At 69.7% G+C, this 20,330-nt stretch carries 19 protein-coding genes; 9 read left to right on the top strand and 10 right to left on the bottom strand.

Features of this window, described 5'->3' with window-relative positions; all coding sequences use genetic code 11:
• Positions 1–14 precede the first annotated feature (14 nt).
• Both RKE50_RS09695 and purU read right to left on the bottom strand, forming a co-directional pair.
• A complete protein-coding gene (locus RKE50_RS09695) occupies positions 15–1,265 on the bottom strand; it encodes a sarcosine oxidase subunit beta family protein (RefSeq protein WP_350036190.1) in 1,251 nt (416 codons plus the stop codon).
• Positions 1,266–2,141, bottom strand: a complete 876-nt coding sequence (gene purU, locus RKE50_RS09700; RefSeq protein WP_350036192.1) for a formyltetrahydrofolate deformylase — start codon at positions 2,139–2,141, stop codon at positions 1,266–1,268.
• Positions 2,142–2,369: 228 nt separating this feature from the next.
• On the opposite strand from purU, the gene RKE50_RS09705 reads away from it, so the two are divergent.
• The 3 genes from RKE50_RS09705 to RKE50_RS09715 all read left to right on the top strand — a co-directional run bounded on the left by RKE50_RS09705 (position 2,370) and on the right by RKE50_RS09715 (position 4,685).
• Positions 2,370–3,149, top strand: a complete 780-nt coding sequence (locus tag RKE50_RS09705) for a crotonase/enoyl-CoA hydratase family protein (RefSeq protein ID WP_350036194.1) — start codon at positions 2,370–2,372, stop codon at positions 3,147–3,149.
• A gap of 62 nt (positions 3,150–3,211) precedes the next feature.
• On the top strand, positions 3,212–4,207 hold the full coding sequence (locus RKE50_RS09710) for an Ldh family oxidoreductase (RefSeq protein ID WP_350036195.1): 996 nt from the start codon (positions 3,212–3,214) through the stop codon (positions 4,205–4,207).
• 10 nt (positions 4,208–4,217) lie between these two features.
• Entirely contained in the window at positions 4,218–4,685 is a 468-nt protein-coding gene (locus tag RKE50_RS09715; RefSeq protein WP_350036197.1) for an EVE domain-containing protein, read from the top strand.
• On the opposite strand, the gene RKE50_RS09720 is transcribed toward RKE50_RS09715, so the two are convergent.
• From RKE50_RS09720 to RKE50_RS09750, 7 genes are all read right to left on the bottom strand, one after another.
• Entirely contained in the window at positions 4,682–5,854 is a 1,173-nt protein-coding gene (locus tag RKE50_RS09720; RefSeq protein WP_350036198.1) for a dipeptidase, read from the bottom strand. The genes RKE50_RS09715 and RKE50_RS09720 overlap by 4 nt on opposite strands.
• 60 nt (positions 5,855–5,914) lie before the next feature.
• Positions 5,915–6,688: an amidohydrolase gene (locus RKE50_RS09725; RefSeq protein ID WP_350036200.1), complete on the bottom strand. Its 774-nt coding sequence runs from the start codon at positions 6,686–6,688 to the stop codon at positions 5,915–5,917.
• Positions 6,676–7,836 (bottom strand): methionine aminotransferase, encoded by a 1,161-nt coding sequence (locus tag RKE50_RS09730; protein ID WP_350036202.1) that lies wholly within the window; start codon positions 7,834–7,836, stop codon positions 6,676–6,678. Before RKE50_RS09730 ends, RKE50_RS09725 begins: the two co-directional genes overlap by 13 nt.
• Positions 7,837–7,924: 88 nt before the next feature.
• The gene (locus RKE50_RS09735; protein ID WP_350036204.1) at positions 7,925–8,578 is read right to left on the bottom strand and encodes a transglutaminase-like domain-containing protein; all 654 of its coding nucleotides are present in this window, start codon (positions 8,576–8,578) and stop codon (positions 7,925–7,927) included.
• Between the two features lie 79 nt (positions 8,579–8,657).
• Positions 8,658–9,296 (bottom strand): maleylacetoacetate isomerase, encoded by a 639-nt coding sequence (gene maiA / locus RKE50_RS09740; protein WP_350036205.1) that lies wholly within the window; start codon positions 9,294–9,296, stop codon positions 8,658–8,660.
• Between the two features lie 271 nt (positions 9,297–9,567).
• Positions 9,568–10,554, bottom strand: coding sequence for a fumarylacetoacetate hydrolase family protein (locus RKE50_RS09745; RefSeq protein ID WP_350036207.1), 987 nt, complete (start codon positions 10,552–10,554; stop codon positions 9,568–9,570).
• A complete protein-coding gene (locus RKE50_RS09750) occupies positions 10,551–11,726 on the bottom strand; it encodes a homogentisate 1,2-dioxygenase (protein ID WP_350036209.1) in 1,176 nt (391 codons plus the stop codon). Before RKE50_RS09750 ends, RKE50_RS09745 begins: the two co-directional genes overlap by 4 nt.
• A 129-nt stretch (positions 11,727–11,855) precedes the next feature.
• Between RKE50_RS09750 and RKE50_RS09755 the strand changes: the two genes are divergently transcribed.
• From RKE50_RS09755 to RKE50_RS09780, 6 genes are all read left to right on the top strand, one after another.
• Positions 11,856–12,314 (top strand): MarR family winged helix-turn-helix transcriptional regulator, encoded by a 459-nt coding sequence (locus RKE50_RS09755; protein ID WP_350036210.1) that lies wholly within the window; start codon positions 11,856–11,858, stop codon positions 12,312–12,314.
• Entirely contained in the window at positions 12,311–12,769 is a 459-nt protein-coding gene (locus RKE50_RS09760; protein WP_350036212.1) for an Lrp/AsnC family transcriptional regulator, read from the top strand. The genes RKE50_RS09755 and RKE50_RS09760 overlap by 4 nt, the downstream gene beginning before the upstream one ends.
• Positions 12,770–12,916: 147 nt before the next feature.
• Complete coding sequence (hppD, locus tag RKE50_RS09765) at positions 12,917–13,975, top strand: 4-hydroxyphenylpyruvate dioxygenase (protein WP_350036213.1); 1,059 nt, start codon at positions 12,917–12,919, stop codon at positions 13,973–13,975.
• Positions 13,976–14,015: 40 nt separating this feature from the next.
• Entirely contained in the window at positions 14,016–15,755 is a 1,740-nt protein-coding gene (locus tag RKE50_RS09770) for an aromatic amino acid hydroxylase (protein WP_350036215.1), read from the top strand.
• A gap of 38 nt (positions 15,756–15,793) precedes the next feature.
• A complete protein-coding gene (locus tag RKE50_RS09775) occupies positions 15,794–16,351 on the top strand; it encodes a CDP-alcohol phosphatidyltransferase family protein (protein ID WP_350036216.1) in 558 nt (185 codons plus the stop codon).
• 4 nt (positions 16,352–16,355) lie between these two features.
• The gene (locus tag RKE50_RS09780; RefSeq protein WP_350036217.1) at positions 16,356–17,129 is read left to right on the top strand and encodes an endonuclease/exonuclease/phosphatase family protein; all 774 of its coding nucleotides are present in this window, start codon (positions 16,356–16,358) and stop codon (positions 17,127–17,129) included.
• A gap of 4 nt (positions 17,130–17,133) precedes the next feature.
• Here the strand turns inward: RKE50_RS09780 and putA are convergent, their stop codons facing one another.
• Complete coding sequence (gene putA / locus RKE50_RS09785; protein ID WP_350036218.1) at positions 17,134–20,262, bottom strand: bifunctional proline dehydrogenase/L-glutamate gamma-semialdehyde dehydrogenase PutA; 3,129 nt, start codon at positions 20,260–20,262, stop codon at positions 17,134–17,136.
• Positions 20,263–20,330 lie beyond the last annotated feature (68 nt).

A 20,330-nucleotide genomic window follows, 5' to 3' on the forward strand; every position in this document is an offset into this window, starting at 1 on the left:
TCGCTCCCGTCCCCTCAGTGTGCGACGCCGGAGGCGGCGCCCTCGTCGATGAGCCGGCCGCTCGCAAAGCGATCCAGGCCGAAAGGCTCGATCAGCTCATGGGGCCGGTCCTCGGCCATGGTCCAGGCCAGGGTCTCGCCCCCGGCGGGAATGGCCTTGTAGCCACCGGTGCCCCAGCCCGTGCTCAGGTACAGGCCCGTGACCGGCGTCTTGCCGATGATGGGGCTGGTGTCCGGCGAGATATCCACGATGCCGGCCCACTGGCGCATGAGCCTGAGGCGCGACAGGGCCGGGTACAGCTCCACCACCGCGCCGAGCACCGCTTCCGTGCCGCGCAGGGACCCGCGCTGGCCATAGGACGGGTACATGTCCGTGCCGCCGCCGATGACGAACTCCCCGCGATCCGATTGCGAGAGGTAGCAATGCACCGCGGGCGAGATGACGATGTGGTCGAAACAGGGCTTGACCGGCTCCGTGACCATGGCCTGCAGCGCCTGGCTCTCGATCGGCAGGCGCAGGCCGGCCATGGCTGCGAGCACGGAGCTGTGCCCGGCCACGGCCAGGGCGACCTTGTCGCTGCGCACCGTGCCCTGCGTGGTCCTGAGCCCGCAAACGGCACCGCCGGCGATGTCGATACCGGTGACCTCGCAGTGCTGGATAATGTCGACACCGAGCGCGTCTGCCGCGCGCGCATAGCCCCAGGCGACGGCGTCGTGACGGGAGATCGCCCCGCGCTTTTGCATGAAGGCGCCGTAGACCGGGTAGCGGGCCCGGCGGCTCATGTTGAGCAGCGGCACCCGCGCGGCGACCTGGTCCCGGGTGAGCAGCTCGGCATCCACCGGCTGCAGCTGCATGGCGGTGACCCAGCGCCGGTAGGTCTCGAGCTCGTGGCGGCTGGAGGCGAGGCCGATGATGCCCTGCTGGCTGAGCATGATGTTGAAGTTGAGCTCGCGGCCGAGACCCTCGTAGAGGCGCAGCGAATGATCGAAAAAGCGGGTGCTCTCCGGGTAGAAATAGTTCGAGCGGCTCACGGCGGTATTGCGCCCGGTGTTGCCACCGCCGAGCCAGCCCTTCTCGAGGACGGCGATGTTGCGCATCCCGTGCTGCCTGGCCAGGTAGTAGGCGGTCGCGAGGCCGTGCCCGCCGCCGCCGACAATCACCGCATCGTAGCTGCCCTTCAGCGCCGGGTTGCGCCAGGCCTGGGGCCAGTCCCGGTGGCCGTTGAGGGCCCCCCGGAGCAATGAGAGTGCCGAGTACCGCGTCATCTAGAGGATTACCGTGCGCTGGCCGTTGAGGATCACCCGCTGCTCGCAGTGCAGCCGCACCGCCTGCGCGAGCGCCGTGGCCTCGATATCGTGGCCGTAATGCACCATTTGCTGCACCGACACCTGGTGGTCTATGGGCCGCACCTCCTGCGCAATGATCGGTCCCTCATCCAGGTCCGAGGTGACGTAGTGAGCGGTCGCGCCGATCACCTTCACCCCGCGCTCATAGGCCTGGTGGTAGGGCCGCGCGCCCTTGAAACCGGGAAGGAACGAGTGATGGATGTTGATCGCCCTCCCCTCGATGCGGCGGCACAGGTCGTCTGAAAGGATTTGCATATAGCGCGCCAGGACCAGCAGGTCGACCCGCTCCGCCTCCATGAGCGCGTACAGCGCAGCCTCCTGCTCGGGCTTGTTGTCCGCCGTGACCGGCAGGTGATGGTAAGGCAGGCCGTGGAACTCGGCCAGCCGGCGGCAATCCTCGTGGTTGCTGACCACGGCGACGATCTCCGCCGGGAGCGCACCGGCCTGCCACTTGGTGAGCAGCGCGCTCAGGCAGTGGTCGTAGCGCGATACCGCCACCAGCACCCGCGGCCGCTCGCAGGCCGGGCGCAGCGTGTAGTCCATGGCCATGTCTGCCGCGAGGGTTTCCAGGCGGCCGGCCAGCTCGGCGTAGGGCACGGTCATGGCCCGGTCATCGAACACGCAGCGCAGGAAGAACATCTCCGTGACCGGGTCGCTGTAGTTCGACACCTCGGTGATGTAGGCGCCGCACTCGTACATGAGGCCGGAGTAGCGGGCCACGACCCCCAGCCGGTCCGGGCAGCGGAAGGACAGGACGTAGGCCTGGGGCGGGCTTTCCGTTTGGGTGTCGGCCATGGCGGGCGTGTTCCGGGTCGGGGGCGACCATGATCGCCAAGGGTCCCCGCCAGTTCAATAGCAACCGGGGGGATGACCGGCATTAATGGCAGCCGGGGCCGCAGCATTGCACCGCCGGGCCGGAGCGGTGACTATTGTGCCCCCGGAGACCGGCAGCAACAGGCCAGCGGCAGTACGGTCCGAAGCACCCGGCAATGACAACCCAGCGGCAGCCACAAGGAAAGCAGCATGTCCCAGGTAGAAACCCGCGTCGACGGCCACATCCTTCACATCCACCTCACCCGCCCGGAAAAGTACAACGCCCTGAGCCTCGAGATGTACCACGCGCTGGCAGAAGCGTATTACCGGCTGGACAACGACCCGGAACTGCGCGTGGCCGTGCTCTCGGCGGAGGGCAGGCACTTCACCGCCGGCGTTGAGCTGGACCAGTGGGCCGGCATTTTCTCCTCCGGCGAGGGCTTCCCGGTACGCGAGGGCGAGGTGGACCCGCTCGGCACCGTGGGGGACCTGCACCGCAAGCCCGTGGTGATCGCCGTACAGGGCTACTGCTTCACCTGGGGGGTGGAGGCGCTGCTGAACACGGAGATCCGCGTCGCCGCCAGCGATACCCAGTTCCAGATGCTCGAGGTGCAACGGGGCCTCTACCCCTGCGGCGGGGCGACCATGCGCCTGCCCCGGGAGATCGGCTGGGGCAATGCCCAGCGGGTGCTGCTTACCGGAGACCGCTGGAGCGCGGAAGACGCGCTGCGCTGGGGCATGGTGCAGGAACTCACCGAGCCCGGCGAACAGATCGACCGGGCCCTGGCCCTTGCCCGCAGCGTCGCCGATGCCGCACCGCTGGCGGTACAGGCCTGCCTGCGGGCCACACGCTTCAGCGAGGAGAACGACCGCGAGAGCTCCGTCGCCCAGTTCCTGCGCGACCTCGTGCCGGTCATGGCCAGCGAAGATGCCGCCGAGGGCGTGCAGTCCTTCGTCGAGCGGCGCAAGGCGGTGTTCAAGGGCCGCTGATCGGAGCCCCGGGCGGGGTGCTGCTAGAATCCGCGGCGACGGACCCAGGAACCCGGACGCCGATGGACTCCACCCCGCTTTCCCTCGAAGCTATTCACGACCTCGCCTATACGGTGCTGGCGGCCAACGGCTGCGACGCAGCCAACGCCGACGCCGTGGCCCGCACCGTGACCGCCGCGGAGCGCGATGGGGCCGCCTCCCACGGCCTTTTCCGCCTGCCCGGCTACGTCGCATCCCTGCGCAACGGTCGCGTGCGAGGGAACGCGGACCCGACCGTCTCGACAATCACCCCCGCGTTCCTCCGCGTGGATGGCGACGGCGGCTTTGCGCCGCTGGCGCTCGAACGGGGCCTGCCGGCCCTCGCCGACGCCGCCCGGGCACTCGGCGTGGCGGCCCTGGCCATCAACGACTGCTACCACTTTGCCGCCCTGTGGCCGGAGACGGAGGCGCTGGCCGACGAGGCCCTGGCGGGCATTGCCTGCGTCAACTACGCGGCGGTCGTGGCGCCCCACGGCGGCAGCGAGCCGCTCTTCGGCACCAACCCGCTCGCCTTCGCCTGGCCGCGCCCCGGGGCGGACCCGGTCGTTGCCGACATGGCCACGGCGGCCATGGCCCAGGGTGAAATCCAGCTTGCTGCGCGGGCCGGGCGGCCCGTGCCCGAGGGCACCGGCGTGGATGCGGACGGCGCGCCGACCACGGACCCGGCTGCCATCCTCGAAGGCACGCAGCTGCCCTTCGGTGGGCACAAGGGTTCGGCCATCGCCCTGCTGGTGGAACTGCTCGCCGCCGCAGCGACCGGGGACGCCTTCAGCTACGAGGTCGCCGGGGACTCGGCCGACGGCGGACCGACCCGGGGCGGCGAGTTCATCCTCGCCCTCGATCCGGCGGTCCTCGCCGGCGCCGATGCGGGCGCGCGCAGCGAGGCCTTCTTCCGGCGCTTCGAGGCGATTCCCGGCGCGCGGCTGCCCGGCGCGCGGCGCCACAGCCTGCGCCGGGAAGCCGGGCCGCGCGCGGTCGACAGCGCGCTGCTGGCGCGCATCCGATCCCTGGCGGCATAAGGCTCGCGCCATGGCCTGCTGGCTGCTGAAGACCGAGCCCGACAGCTTCAGCCTCGACGACCTCGCGGCACGGCCGGGCGGGGTGGAGCCCTGGGACGGGGTGCGCAACTACCAGGCGCGCAATTTTCTTCGCGATACCCTGCGCGAGGGCGACGAGGTGCTCATCTACCACTCGAGCTGCGCGGTGCCGGCCGTGGTCGGCGTGGCCCGCGTGGCCTCGGCGGCGCGTCCCGACCCGACGCAGTTCGAGCCCGGGGCACCGGGCTTCGATCCGAAAAGCGACCCGACCGCGCCGCGCTGGTACCTCGTGGATATCCGCTACGAGCGTCACCTGCCGCGCCCGGTGACGCTGGCGGCGCTCAAGGCACGGCGCGAAGAACTCGCGGGCTTTGCGCTGCTCGAGCGGCCGCGACTGTCGGTGATGCCGGTGAGCGCAGCGCAGCGGAAACTGATACTCGCCCTGGCCGGTGACCCCTAGCGGGGTCCCTGCGGCAGGTTCTCCGCGAGGAAGCGCGCCACGTTGCCGCCCATGACCTTGCGGATCGTGGCCTCGTCCAGGCCCTCGCGCAGCATGGTGTCGGTCAGCACCGCGAGCTCGGCCGTGTCGAAGGGCACCGTGGTCGCACCGTCGAAGTCGGAACCCAGCGCCACGTGATCCGCGCCGACGAGGTCGATGCCGTAGCGGATGGCGGCCACGATTCCCGCCGGCGACACGTTGCAGACCGCCGCATCCCAGAAGCCCACGCCGATGAGCCCGCCCCGGCGGGCGATGTCGCGCATCAGGCCGTCGTCGATATTGCGCGGCGTGTCGCAGGCGCCGCGGAACCCGGTGTGGCTGACCACCACCGGCCGCGCCGTCAGCGCGAGCACGTCGCGCACGCTCTCCGGGGACGAGTGCGCCACGTCGATGATCATGCCCCGCTCATCGAGCCGCTCCACGACCCGTCGGCCGAAGTCCGTGAGACCGTGGCTGCCGGTGCCGTGGAGTGAGCCACCGAGGGCGTTGTCGAAGAAGTGGTGCAGGCCGACCATGCGGTAGCCGGCATCGTAGAGCCGGTCGACGTTGGCGAGATCACCGTCGAGGGCATGCGCGCCCTCGATGCCGAGCACGGCACCCACGGTCTGTGCCCCCGCTGCGCGCGCAGCGAGCAAACGGGGCACATCGCCACCGTGACGCAGCAGCAGCAGGCTTTCCGGCTCCTCCTCGGCAAAGCCGCGCAGCTTTGCGGCCTGGTATAGAGCCCGCTCGGCGAGGCTGTCCCAGGTGGCCGACGGCCAGCGCTGTGCTACCGCCAGCAGGGTGATGTTGTCGCGGGCGTCGCTCGCATTCTCCTCGTAGTTCATCCCGGCGGGCGTCTTCGTCACCGCGGTGAACACCTGGAGGGCAACATTGCCCTCGCGCAGCCGCGGCAGGTCGACATGTCCGCGGTCAGCGCGCCTAAGGAGGTCGCGCCGCCAGAGCAGGCTGTCAGCGTGCAGGTCACCGACGACGAGGTCCGCGTGCAGGGCCGCCGCCTCCGGCGACACGGCTGCCCGCTCGTGGGGCAGGACGCGGTTCATGCGCTCCTCGGCCATGCGCGGGGCCAGGGCGAAGAACAGGCCGACCGCAACGACGACGAGAACCAGCAGGACGCGGGATGCTTTCATCGGTGATTCCCCGGGAACGGAATGGTCGTTGGCGCGGCCGGCAAGGCCGCGCCCCGGCGCTTACAGGTGGAGGGTGAATGCATCGGCATCGAGATGCCCGGGAAAGCGTTCGCGATAGGCCTCGAGGGCGCCGCCGTCGAAGGTGACGGTCTCGCAGCCCGGCCGGTCCCGCAGGTCTGCCAGGTAATCGCCGCGCGCGTCGATGGCGACGCTGTCGCCGGCGTAGTCCAGACCGTTGGCGTCGCTGCCGATGCGGTTCACCCCGACCACGCAGGCGAGGTTCTCGATGGCCCGGGCGGGCAGCAGCGCGCGCCAGTGGGCAGCGCGCACCGCCGGCCAGTTGGCCACGTAGAGGAGAAGGTCGTAATCGCCGCGGTTGCGGCTGAATACCGGGAAGCGGAGGTCGTAGCAGACCTCCAGCTTGATGCGCCAGCCGCGCCAGTCGACGATGACCCGCTCCGCGCCCGGCGCGTAGCGCTTGTGCTCCCCGCCCATGCGGAACAGGTGGCGCTTGTCGTAGTGAACGACGCCCTCGGGCGTGGCAAAGAGCATGCGGTTGTAGACCGCCTCGCCCGCCCGTACGGCGATGCTGCCGGTGAGCGCGCAGTCGCGCAGCCGCGCCAGGTCGAGCAGCCATTGCTCCGTGGGACCGCCGGGCTCCTCGGCATTGCCCACCGCGTTCATGGAGAAGCCGGTGGTGAACATCTCCGGCAGGACGATGAGATCGCTGTCCCCGGGGACCGTCTCGAGCAGTTCGCTGAACTGGCGCCGGTTGTCCGCCGGCGCCTCCCAGGCGAGCTCACACTGCACCAGGGTGACCTTCAGATCGCGCATAGTCGTCTCGCAGCCTCCTCCAGCACGTCGTCGGACTTGGCGAAGCAGAAGCGCAGCAGCGTCTGCCCCGCCGGCGGCGCCTGCTGGAACACGGACACGGGCACCGAGGCCACGCCGTGCTCCCGCGTCCAGCGCTCGCAGAGCACAGTGTCAGGCTCGTCGCTCAACGCGCCGTAGTCAAGGAGCTGGAAATACGCCCCCGCCGCTGGCCGGAAGCGGAAGCGCGAGTCGGCCAGCAGGCCGAGGAAGCGGTCCCGGCGCGCCTGGTAGGCCGCGGCCAGCGTGCCGGGGTACTCCGGGTGTGCCTCGAGAAACGCGGCAATCGCATGCTGCACGGGGCTCACGGCCACGAAAGCGACGAACTGGTGCACCTTGCGCAGCTCCGCCGTGAGCGCCGGCGGCGCCACGCAGTAGCCGGTCTTCCAGCCGGTGACGCTGAAGGTCTTGCCGAAGGAATAGTGCGCAAAGCTCCGCTCGCGCAGCGCCGGGTGCTGCAGCACGCTGTGGTGGGCCGCCCCGTCGAAGACGAGGTGCTCGTAGACCTCGTCGCTGCAGACGAGAAAGCCGTGCCGCTCCGCAAGGGATGCCAGCGTGTCGAGATCTTCACGGCTCACGGTGCTGCCACAGGGGTTGTGCGGCGTATTCAGCATCAGCAGGCGCGTGCGCGGCGTGATCGCCGCCGCGACGCGCTCCCAGTCGATGGCGAAGTCCCCCGGTGTCAGCGGCACGTGCACGGTGCGACCGCCGGCGAGGGTCACGGCGGGCTCGTAGCTGTCGTAGACCGGGTCGAGCACGATCACCTCGTCGCCCGGGCGCACGACGGCGGTGATAGCGCAGTAGAGCCCTTCGGTAGCGCCGGGCACGACCGTGAGCTCCTGCTCCGGGTCGACCGTGACGCCGCGGTAGCGCTGCAGCTGGTCCGCCAGCAGCGCCCGCAGCCGGGGCAGGCCCGCGAGCGGCGGGTACTGGTTGTGCCCTGCGCGGGCCGCCTCACCGAGAGCGCTCACCAGCGCAGCCGGCGGATCGAAGTCGGGAAAGCCCTGGGACAGGTTGATGGCACCGCACTCCTGCGCCAGCGCCGTCATGGTGCTGAAGATCGTGGTGCCCACGCCCGGCAGCTTGCTGTCGATACGCTCCGTTCCCGCCATGGCTCCCCCGCCCTGCGACTGGCCCGGCAGTATACAGGCCCGCAGCATGGCAGTGTCTTCTCCGGACGGCGAACCCGGGAGCGACCGTTCAGCCGTGAAAAGCGGCGTCGCGCTCCGCGTCCGCCGCTGCCATCGCCGGGTAGATTTCGTCGAAGGTGGCGAAGATGGCATCCAGCGGCAGGTCATCGAAGCTGCCGCGCTCGCGCACGTACTCCATGTGCCGACGACCCTGCTGGTCATAGGGATGCATGAGCGCGCCGGCCTCGGGGTCGAAGGCCAGTGCGCGGACCCCGAAACGCTCACAGAGCTCGATGTTGAAGGCCGTGGACAGCTTGACCCAGCGCTCGCCGAGCCAGAGCTCGGCGTAGCCGTGCCAGGCGAACAGGTCCGTGCCCATGCGCTCGCTCAGCTTGTCACTGCTCAGGTGGTTGCGCACGTCGGCAAAGCCGAGGCGCGCCGGAATGCCCTGCGCGCGGGCGCAGGCGGCGAGGAGCACGGATTTCGGCACGCACCAGTTGGCGTCGCACGCGGCCACGGCGCTGGCGCGGTAGGCGGCGGGATCGCGGGAGACCCGGTACGGGTCGTAGCGGATGCCGTCGCGCACGGCGTAGAACAGCCGCTCGGCGATGGCGACTGGGTCGTTCGCCGCCCCGGCAACCGCCCGCGACGCCCAGGCACGCACGGCGTCGCTGTCGCTGTCGATGAACCAGGTGGGCGCGAGGGTCTCGGGGCCGGGGGCCATGGCAGTCTCCGTCGGGGGCTACCGCCAAGGGTACCGCGCCGCGATCGCGGTCGCGACGCCCCCGGCACCTGCCCGGTGCCTACCCTTGGGCCGGCGGCGCGTCCGGCTGCCGGTCCGGGTGGGCGCGGGCGAAGGCATCGAGCTTCGCGCAGCGCGCGTCGATGGCCGCCAGCCGCGGGAACGGCGCCAGGTCCACCGCGAAGCGCCGGGCGTTGTAGAACTGTGGCACCAGGAATACCTCGGCCATGCCGGGCGCGGTACCACCCAAGAACCCGTCCGCGGGCGCCGCGGCCTCCAGGCTCTCGAAGCCGCGGCTAACCCAGTGGGCGTACCAGCCCGTCACCGTGTCCTCGTCCTGTCCCAGGGTCTCGCGCAGGTAGCCCAGGACCCCGAGGTTGTTCAGTGGCTGTATCTCGCAGGCGATGTGCTGGCAGAGGCCGCGGACCCGGGCGCGCGCCAGCGCATCCGCGGGGTACAGCGGCGGTTCCGGGTACTGCTCCTCCAGCCACTCGAGGATCGCCGTGGACTGCACGAGCCGCGCGTCACCGGTATCGAGCGTGGGCACCAGGCCCTGCGGATTGACCGCGCGGTAGGCCTCGCCCCGCTGTTCCCCGGCAACGAGGTTCACCGGCACGATCTCGTGGGCGAGACCCTTCAGGTTGAGGGCGATGCGCAAGCGGTAGGATGACGACGAGCGGAAGTAGCTGTAGAGCTTCACGAATAGTGTCCTGTCCGGCTGATTCGTTGGATTTCAGAGCCTACAGAAATCGCTGCAGCAAGGCGCGATCCGCAGGGAATACCGGGTGTATTGGCAAGGATCGCAACGCGGCGGCGGCGATTTCTGTAGGCTCCCTTCGGGCTTGCCAGCCCGGCCCCCTGGCCGCGTTGCGCCTTTTGCCAAGGGCGACGGCCATTGGCGGCAAGACGCGCCTTGCCAGGAGACCGGGCTGGCAAGCTGAAATGCAACGAATCAGCCGGACAGGACACTACTAGCGCGGCGGCAGGTAGCGCTCGACCCGCTGGTCGATGTTGCCGAAGATCGAGTTGCCATCCCCGTCGAGCATGAAGATCTCGATGCGGTCGCCGAACTGCATGAACGGCGTTTTCGGCTCGCCCTCGGCGATGGTCTCCAGGCAGCGCACCTCGGCCAGGCAGCAGGAGCCGTCCTTGCTGCCGACATTGGAAACGGTGCCGGAGCCGATCACCGTGCCGGCGACCAGGGCGCGGCTCTTCGCACAGTGCGCGATCAGCGTCGGGAAATCGAAGGTCATGTCGACACCGGCGTTCGGCGCGCCCACCCGCCGGCCATTGAGCACGGCGTGCAACGGCAGGTGCAGCTTGCGACCGTCCCAGGCGCTGCCCAGTTCTTCGGGCGTTGCGAGCACCGGTGTAAAGCTCGTCCAGGGCTTGGACTGGTAGAAGCCGAACTGCTTCGCGAGCTCTCCGGGGATCAGGTTGCGCAGGGAGACGTCGTTGACCAGGCCGATGAGCTTGATATGGCCCACCGCCTGCTCCGCGGTCACACCTGCCGGCACGTCGTCGGTCACCACGACCACCTCGGCCTCGAAGTCGATACCCCAGGCCTCGTCCTCCACGGGGATCGGGTCGCGGGGGCCGATGAAGGCATCGGAAGCGCCCATGTAGACCAGCGGGTCCTCCCAGAAGGACTGTGGCAGCTCCGCGCCCCGGGCCTTGCGCACCAGTTCCACGTGGGTCACGTAGGCGCTGCCGTCGGCCCAGTGGTAGGCGCGCGGCAGGGGGGCGTCGCAGGCGGCCGGATCGAAGTCGCGGCTGGCGACCAGCCCGGCTTCCAGCGCCGCGGCGCGGTCCGCGAGCGCGGGCTCGAGGCGCGCCCAGTCGTCCAGGGCCGCCTGCAGGGTCGGGGCGATGTCGCCCGCATCGCAGCAGCGGCTGAGGTCCCGCGAAACGAGGACCAGCTGGCCGTCGCGGCCGTGCTTCAGGGAGGCGAGTTTCATGAGCTGACTCCATCATCGGTTGCGGCGCCGGTGGCCGGCAGTGCGTCGCCGCCGCGCCAGGAATTCACGTAGCCGGGATTCTCCACGGACAGCGCCGGATCGTACGCGGTGAGCGCCCGGCGCGTGTCGATCATCACCGCCACCTCGTCAGTGGCGGTGGCCGGGTCGGCCAGGGACTTCGCGAGCGCCTTCGGGTGTGGCCCGTGGGCGAAGCCGCAGGGATGGAAGGTGACCATGCCCTCCTCGATGTTGTCGCGGCTGAAGAAGTTCCCGCGATGGTAGAACAGGACCTCATCGTAGTCGTCGTTGTTGTGATAGAAGGGCACTTTCAGCGCGCCCGGGTCCGATTCGATCGGCCGCGGGCAGAAGGTACAGACCACGAAGCCGCCGCCCACGAACGTCGTGTGCGCCGAGGGCGGCAGGTGGTAGCGGTGGCTCATGAGCGGGCGGATATCCCGCCAGTTCAGGCGCCATACGGTGTTGGTGCCGTGCCAGCCGACGGCGTCGAGCGGGTTGAAGGGGAAGGTGACCCGGCTCAGCTGCTCGTGGCGCTTGATATGAACGACCCAGCGTTCCTCGTCCTGCTGCGCCAGGAAGGCCTCGTCGATGTGCGGGTGATCGAGCACCGCCGGGTCGAAGACCGCGTGCGGGCCGACCATGCCCCGGTCCGGCAGCCGGTAGGCGCCGTCGCGGTTCTCGATAACCAGCAGCTGCAGCGGGCTGTCGACCGCCAGCCGCCACTGCGTGCCGCGGGGGATCAGCACGTAGTCGCCGTCGCGCAAGGTCAGGTGGCCGTAGTCGCAGAACAGGGCACCGGCGCCCCGGTGCACGAAGAGCAGGTCGTCGCCATCGCTGTTGCGCACGAGGTGGTCCATGCTCGCATCGAGGCGCCAGAAACGCAGACTGACATCCCCGTTGCCCAGAAACGGCGGCACCGCGAAGGGCGACGGCGCCGCCGCATCGAGACGGTTGAGGTCGAAGGCGTAGGGGCGCAGCGGGCCTTCCCAGTCGACCCAGCCGGTCGGCGGGTGACGGTGGTGCAGGTGACTCGCGGGGCCGAAGAAGCCCTCGCGGCCCAGCTCACGCTCGTAGGTACCCTCGGGCAGGTCGCAATGGGCCTGCCGGGAGTGCACACCCTCGCGGATCGGCACCGGTATCCATTGGCTGCTCATGGCGCGGCTCCTCGTTCCTGGCCTCGGGATCGGACTTTCAGTCTAGGTCATATAGTTTCATTTGCAACTTTTATCGTTGCATATGCAACGGCCTGGCGGCTCCGTATACTGCCGGCAGGAGGACACGCCGTGGCCAATGCCCTGCAGCTCAGACAGTTCCTGCCCTACCGGCTCAACGACCTCGCGGAGCGGGTATCCCGGGGGCTCGCGCAAAGCTACAGCCGCGATTTTGACCTCACGGTTGCGGAGTGGCGCGTCCTCGCCACGCTCGCCGAGCACGGCGCCGGGCAGGCGCGGCAGGTCGCCCGCTGGACCAACCTCGACAAGGTGCGCGTCTCCCGCGCCGTCAGCCGCCTGGCGGAGCGCGGGCTGGTCCGTCGACGCCGCAACGCCGAGGACCTGCGCACCGCCGACCTCTCCCTCACCGGCGCCGGCGACGACCTGGTGGCGACCATCGCCCCGCGCGCCCTCGCCTGGGAAGCGCGGCTCCTCGACGGCCTGCCACCGACGGAGCAGCGGGCGCTGCAGCGTGGCCTCGCGCTCCTCGAGGCGCGCCTCGACGCGCTGGAAGCCGAGGGTCCACCATGAAGCTGGACCGCATCGACCGCGCCATCCTCAAGCTGCTGCAGGCCGACAGCCAGCTCACGCACCAGGCCATCGCGGAACGCGTGGGCAGTTCCAGTTCGTCGATCTGGCGGCGCATCCAGGCCCTGGAGGCCGGCGGCGTGATCATCGGCCGCGTGGCGCTGGTCGATGCCGAGAAGGTCGGGCTCACGGTGAGCGTGATCTGCAACGTCAAGCTCGCCCACCACAACGACGAGTCCCGCGTGGAGTTCGAGGCGCTGGTGCAGGCCGCACCGGAAGTGGTCGGCTGTTATGCCGTCTCCGGCAACCACGACTACACGCTGCTGGTGATGGTGCGGGACGTAAAGGACTACGAGCGCTTCCTGACCCAGACCCTCCTCAACAGCCCCTGGGTGGATGCAGCCTCCTCGAGCTTCACGTTGCGCACCGTCAAGCGCACAACCGCTGTCGATATCTGAGCCGCCAGCGGGCTGATCTCCCGCGAAAGCATCAGTAATTGAATTTTTGTCCCAAATTGCACGGGCCCTGGCCCCGAATTCGGGCGCACTTCCCGCGCGCGACCGCCTAGCATGGAACAACTGATAATCAATCGCGGGAGAGCGACCATGAGCGACACCTTTGACAATCCCATGGGCACCGACGGCTTCGAATTCGTCGAGTATGCGGCACCGGACCCGGAGCTGCTGCGGGACCTGTTCGCGCGCATGGGATTCCCGGCGGTCGCCCACCACCGCACGAAGGACGTGACCCTGCACCGCCAAGGCGATATCAACTTCATCATCAATGCCGAGCCGGACAGCTTCGCCCAGCGCTTCGCGGCGGAGCACGGACCCTGCGCGTGCGCGATGGCCTTCCGCGTAAAGGACGCGCGCGCCGCCCTGGAACGGGCCCGGGAGCTGGGTGCAACGATCATCAATGAGCCGGTCGGGCCCATGGAGCTCAACATCCCGGCCATCGAAGGCATCGGCGGCAGCCGCCTCTACCTCGTCGACCGCTATGGTGACCGCACCATCTACGATGTCGACTTCGCGCCCCTGCCGCAGGCGGAGACGCCGGCGCAGAGCGGCACCGGCCTGACCTACATCGACCATCTCACGCACAACGTGCACCGCGGCAACATGGACAAGTGGGCCGGCTTCTACGAGACGCTGTTCAACTTCCGCGAGATCCGCTTCTTCGACATCGAGGGCAAGAAAACGGGCCTCAAGAGCCGCGCGCTCACCAGCCCCTGCGGCAAGATCCGCATCCCGATCAACGAATCCTCCGACGACAAGTCGCAGATTGCCGAATACCTCTCCGAGTACAACGGCGAGGGCATCCAGCACATCGCTCTCGGCACCGACGACATCTACCGCACCGTGGACCAGCTCCGGGCCCGTGGACTGACGCTGCAGGACACGCCGGAGACCTACTACGAGCTCATTGACGAACGCCTGCCCGGCCACGGCGAGGACGTCGAGGCGCTGCGCGAGCGCCGCATCCTCATCGACGGCGGCGAGGACCAGGGCGGCGGTTTCCTGCTGCAGATCTTCTCCGCCAACGTGATCGGGCCGATCTTCTTCGAGTTTATCCAGCGCAAGGGCAACGACGGCTTCGGCGAAGGCAACTTCCAGGCGCTGTTCGAGTCCATCGAGCTGGACCAGGAACGCCGCGGGGTGATCTGAGGCAGCACGTCGACCCCCGGCGGACCGTGAGAGGCACTCCATGACGACCGACGCAGCCACCAGCCAGGAAGCCATTATCGCCAGCCTGCCGTCGCATCTGCGGCCCTTCGTGCAGCGGCAGGACTATGCGCAGCAGTACACGCCCCGCGACCAGGCCGTCTGGCGTTTTCTCCTCCGCCGGCTTACCCGGCAGCTGGCAGACAGCGCCCACCCGGTCTACCTCGAGGGCCTGGAGCGCACGGGCATCGCCCCGGACCATATCCCGTCCATCGACGAGATGAACGCCTGCCTGGCCCGCCTCGGCTGGCGCGCGGTGGTCGTCGACGGCTTCATCCCGCCGGCGATCTTCATGGAGTTCCAGGCGCTTAAGGTACTGGTGATCGCCCTGGACATGCGCAGCGTGGAGCACACGCTGTACACGCCGGCGCCGGATATCGTGCACGAATCCGCCGGCCACGCTCCCTTCATCGTCGACGTGGACTACGCGGAGTTCCTGCAGCGCTTCGGGGAAGTTGGGATGCGGGCGATTACCACGAGGCACGACTTCGACCTCTACGAGGCCATCCGCCGGCTGTCCATCCTCAAGGAATCCCCGCACAGCACCGCGGCCCAGATCGACGAGGCCACGGCGGAACTCGAGCGGCTCGCGAACGCCGACGTGGCGCCGTCGGAAGCCGCGCTCCTGGCCCGCCTCCACTGGTGGACCGTGGAGTACGGCCTCGTCGGCGAGCTCGACGACTACCGCATTTTCGGTGCCGGCCTCCTCTCTTCCCTCGGCGAGAGCCGGCACTGCCTCGACGACGCGCGGGTGAAGAAGCTTCCGTTGACGGTGGACGCCGTGGCCTACCCCTACGACATCACCGCCGAGCAGCCGCAGCTCTTCGTCACCCGCAGCTGCAAGCACCTGAGCCAGGTGCTCGAGGAGTTCGCGGCGAGCATGGCCTTCCGCCGCGGCGGTGCCGAGTCCCTGCGCAAGGCCATCGCGGCCGAGTCCGTCTGCACGGCGGAACTCGACTCGGGTGTGCAGGTCAGCGGCCAGTTCGTGGAGGCCCTGACCGACGCCGTGGGCAACGCCATCTACTACCGTACCGATGGCCCCACGCAACTGGCCTTCCGCGGCCGGGAACTCTACGGCCACGGCACCGGCAGCCACGCGGACGGGTTCGGCTCGCCGGTGGGCATGCTCAAGGACTTCAGCCGCTGCCTGTCCGATTACACCGTGGATGAACTCAAGGCCCACGCCATCGCCGAGGGCGAAGTCGTCACGCTGGAATACCTCTCCGGCATCACCGTGCGCGGCCGCCTCCAGGGGGTCGTCCGCCAGGAGCACCGCAACCTGCTGCTGAGCTTCGAGGAGTGCACGGTGACGGCCCTCGACGGCCGCGTGCTCTTCGACCCGGCCTGGGGGACCTTCGATCTCGCCGTGGGCGCCGCGGTCACCTCAGTCTTTGGCGGCACGGCCGACCGGGACCGCTACCGTCTCTACAAGCCCCTGCCGGCGACGCAGACGCAGCGGCCCGACGTCGACGAGGCCCTGATGGACCTCTATCGCAAGATCGACGCTCTGCCGCCGGGCGCCGTGGACCCGGCAGCCGCCGCGGCCATCGAGGCGGGCCTGGACCTCTACCCGGGTGAGTGGCTGCTGCGCGTGGAACTGCTGCGCCGCAGCGAGGACTGCCAGCTGCCGGCGCCCCTGGCCGAGCGGGCGAGAGCCGAGCTCGGCGAACTGGGGGAAGACCCGGCGCTGGCCGAGGTGGTCGAGGTCGCCCTCGCCGCCTGAGCGCGTCACGGCGTGCGTAAACCGGGTAGAATCGCGGCATGCGCCTGCTGCATGCCCTGCCCAACCTGCTCACCGGTAGCCGGCTCCTGCTGGCACTGCCGCTCGCCCTCGCCATTCTCGACGGGCACTTCTACACGGCCCTGCTCATCGCGGCGATCGCCGGCCTGACCGACGCTCTGGACGGGCTCCTTGCCCGGCGCCTGGACGCGCGCTCGCGCCTGGGTGCCGCCCTGGACCCGCTGGCGGACAAGACGCTGATCTTCGCAGTCTTCGCCAGCCTCGCGGCCGTGGGAATGATGCCGGCCTGGGTCGCGGCGGTGGTCATCCTCCGCGACGTGGTCATCGTGTCCGGGGCGCTCGCCTACCAGCTGCTGATCGGGAACCTGGAGTTCTCGCCGACGGCCCTGTCCAAGGCCAACATGGCCGTGCAGGTGCTTTTCCTGGTCACGGTCCTCGGCAACGCGGTGGGCGGCTGGCTGCCGGCGCCGGCCCTGGTCGCCTTCACCACCGTGGTCCTGGTGGTCGCCATCGCCAGCGGCCTGCAGTACGTGGTGCTCTGGTCGCGCAAGGCCATCGCGGCCCGGCACGAGGCCTGACGCCATGGCCCGGGAAACGTCGATCAATGTCCTGACCTACAACATCCACAAGGGGTATTGCAGCGGCAACCGCCGTTTCGTGCTCGACGCCATTCGCGAGCGCATCACGGAAACCGGTGCGGACATCGTGTTCCTGCAGGAGGTACACGGGCGGGCAGAGAAGAGCGAGGCGCGCCGGCGGCGGTTCTCCTACCCGGACCAGCCGCACTTCGAATACCTCGCCGAGCAGGTCTGGCCCCACTATGCCTACGCGCGCAACGCCATCTACCGAAAGGGCGACCACGGCAACGCGATTCTCAGCAACTACCCGATCCTGGACTGGGAGAACATCGACGTCTCCATCTTCCCGCGCTCCAGCCGCAGCATTCTCCACGGCGTGATCCACCTGCCGCAGGTCGACGTCCGGCTGCACACGCTCTGCGTGCACCTGGGCCTGCTGGAGCAGGAGCGCAGGGAACAGCTGCAGGCGCTGGCGCAGCGCATCGAGGACCACGTGCCGCACGACGAGCCGATGATCCTCGCCGGCGACTTCAACGACTGGCGCCGCCGCGCCGAACGCCACCTGCAGCTCAGCCTCGAGATGGAGGAGCTGTTCGTCGCGCTGCAGGGCCGCCACGCCCGCACCTTCCCGGTCTGGGCCCCGCTGTTCCCGGTGGACCGCATCTACTTCCGCGGCCTCACCCCCATCGCCTGCGAGCGCCTCGGCGAGGGGCACTGGCGGGATCTCTCCGATCACGCCGCCCTGCTCGGGCGCTTCAGCATCGGCGCTCGCCGCTGAGCGATCACTCCTCCTCGAGGTTGAACAGCTGCGTGTTGCCGCCCTTGGCGACCACGTTGTCGGTGCGTGTCTTTTCCGTGGCAAAGCGCGGCAGGTAGTGGGGGCCACCGGCCTTGGGACCGGTGCCTGACAGGCCCTGGCCGCCGAAGGGGTTCACGCCGACGATGGCGCCGACCATGTTTCGGTTGATGTAGGTGTTGCCGACCCGCGTGGCCTCGAAGACCTCCCGCGCAAAACCGTCGATGCGGCTGTGCACGCCGAGCGTGAGGCCATAGCCGCTGGCATTGATGGCTTCGTAGACCTGCGGCAGTTCCTCCACCCGGTAGCGGATCACGTGCAGGATGGGCCCGAAGACCTCGCGCTCGAGCTGGTCCAGGCGGTCGATCTCGTAGACCCGGGGCGGAAAGAAGTAGCCGCCACGGCCTTCGGCCGGCGGCTCGCAGGCGGCGACCAGCCGGCCCTCCCGGTCCATGCGCTCGGCGTGGCGCTCGAGGTTCTGCCGGGCGTCGAGATCGATGACCGGGCCGATGTCCGTGGCGAACACCGCCGGGTCGCCGAGGCGCAGCTCGACCATGGCACCGGCGAGCATCTCGAGCACGCTGTCGGCAATGTCCGCCTGCAGGTACATGACCCGCAGCGCGCTGCAGCGCTGCCCCGCGCTCTGGAAGGCGGAGATGATCACGTCGTCGACGACCTGCTCCGGCAGCGCCGTGGCGTCGACAAGCATGCAGTTGAGGCCGCCGGTCTCTGCAATGAGCGGTACGATGGGCCCGTCGCGCTCGGCGAGGCTCTGCTGGATGCGCCGCGCCGTGTCCGTGCCGCCGGTGAACGCCACGCCGCAGACCCGGGGGTCGGCGACGAGCTGCGCGCCCACGGCGCCGTCGCCGGGCAGCAGGTGGAGCACATCGCCGGGGACGCCGGCGGCGTGGGCCAGGCGGACGACCTGGGCGGCCACCAGCGGCGTCTGCTCCGCGGGCTTGGCCACCACCGCATTGCCGGCCACCAGCGCGGCCGCCACCTGCCCGGTGAAGATGGCCACCGGGAAATTCCAGGGGCTGATGCAGGCGAACACGCCGCGGCCGTGCAGGGACAGCTCGTTCACCTCGCCGGTGGGACCCGGCAGCCGCTTGACGGCAAAGCCGGCACGGGCCTGCTGGGCGTAGTAGCGGCAGAAATCCACGGCCTCGCGCACCTCGGAGAGGCCGTCGTCGATCGTGCGTCCGGCCTCCGCGGCGACCAGGCCCATGAGTTCGCCGCAGTTCGCCTCGAGGGCCTCGGCGAGGCGTTCGAGGCAGGTGGCGCGCGCCTCGACACCGGCCGCATCCCAGTCCGCTTGCGCCGCGCTGGCGGCGGCGAGGGCGGCATCCACCGCCCCGGCATCCGCCGCCAGCACCTCGCCTACCACGACCTCCGGCGCCGCCGGGTTGTGGACGGCGCGGCCCGCGCCGGGCAGCTCCCGGCCGCCGACGATGGGGCTGGCGCGATGCGGCTGCGCGACCCCGGCGGCCATGGCGGCCTGCAGCATGGACAGCTCGCCGGGGTCGGCGAGGTCGATGCCGCGGGCATTCGCCCAGGGCAGCGCCTCGCCGTTGTAGAGCCGGCGCGGCACGGGAATGCGCGTGTGGCGCCAGCCGGGCAGCTGCTGGGCCTCGGCGAGCGGGTCGCGGAGCAGTTCCTCCGGCGGCACGCGGGCATCGAGGAAGCGGTTGACGAAGGAGCTGTTGGCGCCGTTCTCCAGCAGCCGGCGCACGAGGTAGGGCAGCAGGTCCCGGTGGTTGCCCACGGGCGCGTAAACGCGCACCGGCAGTTCCGGGTTCTCATCCTGCAGCTCGTCGTAGAGGAGCTGGCCCATACCGTGCAGGCGCTGGAACTCGAAAGCCTTGTCGCCCGCGAGCGCGCGCACCGCCGCGACGGTGTGCGCATTGTGGGTGGCGAACTGGGGGTAGATCGCATCCGGGGCATCGAGGAGCCGCGCCGCGCACTGCTCGTAGGCGAGGTCCGAGTGAGACTTGCGCGTAAACACCGGGTAGTCCGCCAGCCCCTGTTCCTGCGCGTGCTTGATCTCGCTGTCCCAGTAGGCGCCCTTCACCAGGCGCACCGGCAGCCGGTGCCCCGTCTCCCGGCCCAGGGCCACCAGCCAGTCCGCCACCGCCAGCGCGCGCTTCTGGTAGCCCTGGAGCACGAAGCCGAGCCCGTCCCAGCCGGCGAGTTCCGGATCCCGGGCCAGCGCCTCGAAGAGCGACAGGGACAGGTCCAGCCGGTCGCATTCCTCGGCATCCACAGACAGGCCGATACCGCCGCTCGCCGCCATGAGGCAGAGCTCGCGGATCCGCGGCAGCAGTTCCTCGACGACCCGGGCCTCCTGGCGGAACGCGTAGCGCGGGTGCAGCGCCGAGAGCTTCACGGAGATACCGTTCGCGGCGATTACCGAGCGCCCGCGCGAACCGGTGCTGATGGCGCGGATGGCGTCGGCGTAGGCACGGAAGTAGCGCCGCGCATCGGCGTCCGTGCGGGCGCCCTCGCCGAGCATGTCGAAGGAGAAGCGGGTGCCGCGGCGGTTCTCGGTCACGCCGCGCTGCAGCGCCTCGCTGATCGTGCGGCCGAGCACGTACTGCCCCCCCATGATGCGCATGGCCTGGAGCACGGCCTGGCGCACCACTGGCTCGCCCAGGTTGTTCACCAGCCGGCGCATCCAGGAACCCGTATCGCTTACCGCTTCGTCGTCGAGGCGGACGATGCGTCCCGTGAGCATCAGGCCCCAGACCGAGGCGTTGACGAAGCGCGACGCCGACTTGCCGCGGTGCGCCCCCCAGTCCCCGGACTGGATCTTCTCGGCGATGAGCCGGTCCGCGGTCTCTTCGTCGGGAACGCGCAGCAGGGCCTCAGCGAGGCACATGAGCGCGATGCCCTCCTTGTTGGAGAGGCCGAATTCCTGCAGGAAGGCATCGAGCGTACCGGCCTTGCGACGCTGGCTGCGGCAGCGCCGCACCAGGTCGATGGCCGCTGCGCGCGCCGCCTCGCGCTGCTCACCGGCGAGGGCCGGCGCGGCGACGAAGGCCTCGAGCAGTTGTTCCTCGGGCGCATGGGTCGCGGCGCGGATGGCGCCGCGCAGCGCGTCGAGCGATTCAGTCATGGAGCTGTCCTGTGCAGTAGGCATCACCGCCATTCTGCACATTTACCACGATATTTGACGCTATTTTC

The sequence above is a fragment of the Pseudohaliea sp. genome (assembly GCF_040217025.1).
In the GTDB taxonomy this organism is placed as follows: domain Bacteria; phylum Pseudomonadota; class Gammaproteobacteria; order Pseudomonadales; family Halieaceae; genus Pseudohaliea.

Excerpts from the sequence above, each read along its gene's own strand:
- RKE50_RS09780 (WP_350036217.1), top strand. The coding sequence starts at position 16,356 with ATGGCCCGGGAAACGTCGATCAATGTCCTGACCTACAACATCCACAAG.
- RKE50_RS09745 (WP_350036207.1), bottom strand. The coding sequence starts at position 10,554 with ATGAAACTCGCCTCCCTGAAGCACGGCCGCGACGGCCAGCTGGTCCTC.
- RKE50_RS09725 (WP_350036200.1), bottom strand. The coding sequence starts at position 6,688 with ATGCGCGATCTGAAGGTCACCCTGGTGCAGTGTGAGCTCGCCTGGGAG.
- RKE50_RS09715 (WP_350036197.1), top strand. The coding sequence starts at position 4,218 with ATGGCCTGCTGGCTGCTGAAGACCGAGCCCGACAGCTTCAGCCTCGAC.
- putA (WP_350036218.1), bottom strand. The coding sequence starts at position 20,262 with ATGACTGAATCGCTCGACGCGCTGCGCGGCGCCATCCGCGCCGCGACC.
- RKE50_RS09760 (WP_350036212.1), top strand. The coding sequence starts at position 12,311 with ATGAAGCTGGACCGCATCGACCGCGCCATCCTCAAGCTGCTGCAGGCC.
- RKE50_RS09775 (WP_350036216.1), top strand. The coding sequence starts at position 15,794 with ATGCGCCTGCTGCATGCCCTGCCCAACCTGCTCACCGGTAGCCGGCTC.
- RKE50_RS09730 (WP_350036202.1), bottom strand. The coding sequence starts at position 7,836 with ATGGCGGGAACGGAGCGTATCGACAGCAAGCTGCCGGGCGTGGGCACC.
- purU (WP_350036192.1), bottom strand. The coding sequence starts at position 2,141 with ATGGCCGACACCCAAACGGAAAGCCCGCCCCAGGCCTACGTCCTGTCC.
- hppD (WP_350036213.1), top strand. The coding sequence starts at position 12,917 with ATGAGCGACACCTTTGACAATCCCATGGGCACCGACGGCTTCGAATTC.
- RKE50_RS09770 (WP_350036215.1), top strand. The coding sequence starts at position 14,016 with ATGACGACCGACGCAGCCACCAGCCAGGAAGCCATTATCGCCAGCCTG.
- RKE50_RS09705 (WP_350036194.1), top strand. The coding sequence starts at position 2,370 with ATGTCCCAGGTAGAAACCCGCGTCGACGGCCACATCCTTCACATCCAC.
- RKE50_RS09695 (WP_350036190.1), bottom strand. The coding sequence starts at position 1,265 with ATGACGCGGTACTCGGCACTCTCATTGCTCCGGGGGGCCCTCAACGGC.
- RKE50_RS09710 (WP_350036195.1), top strand. The coding sequence starts at position 3,212 with ATGGACTCCACCCCGCTTTCCCTCGAAGCTATTCACGACCTCGCCTAT.
- RKE50_RS09750 (WP_350036209.1), bottom strand. The coding sequence starts at position 11,726 with ATGAGCAGCCAATGGATACCGGTGCCGATCCGCGAGGGTGTGCACTCC.
- RKE50_RS09720 (WP_350036198.1), bottom strand. The coding sequence starts at position 5,854 with ATGAAAGCATCCCGCGTCCTGCTGGTTCTCGTCGTCGTTGCGGTCGGC.
- RKE50_RS09735 (WP_350036204.1), bottom strand. The coding sequence starts at position 8,578 with ATGGCCCCCGGCCCCGAGACCCTCGCGCCCACCTGGTTCATCGACAGC.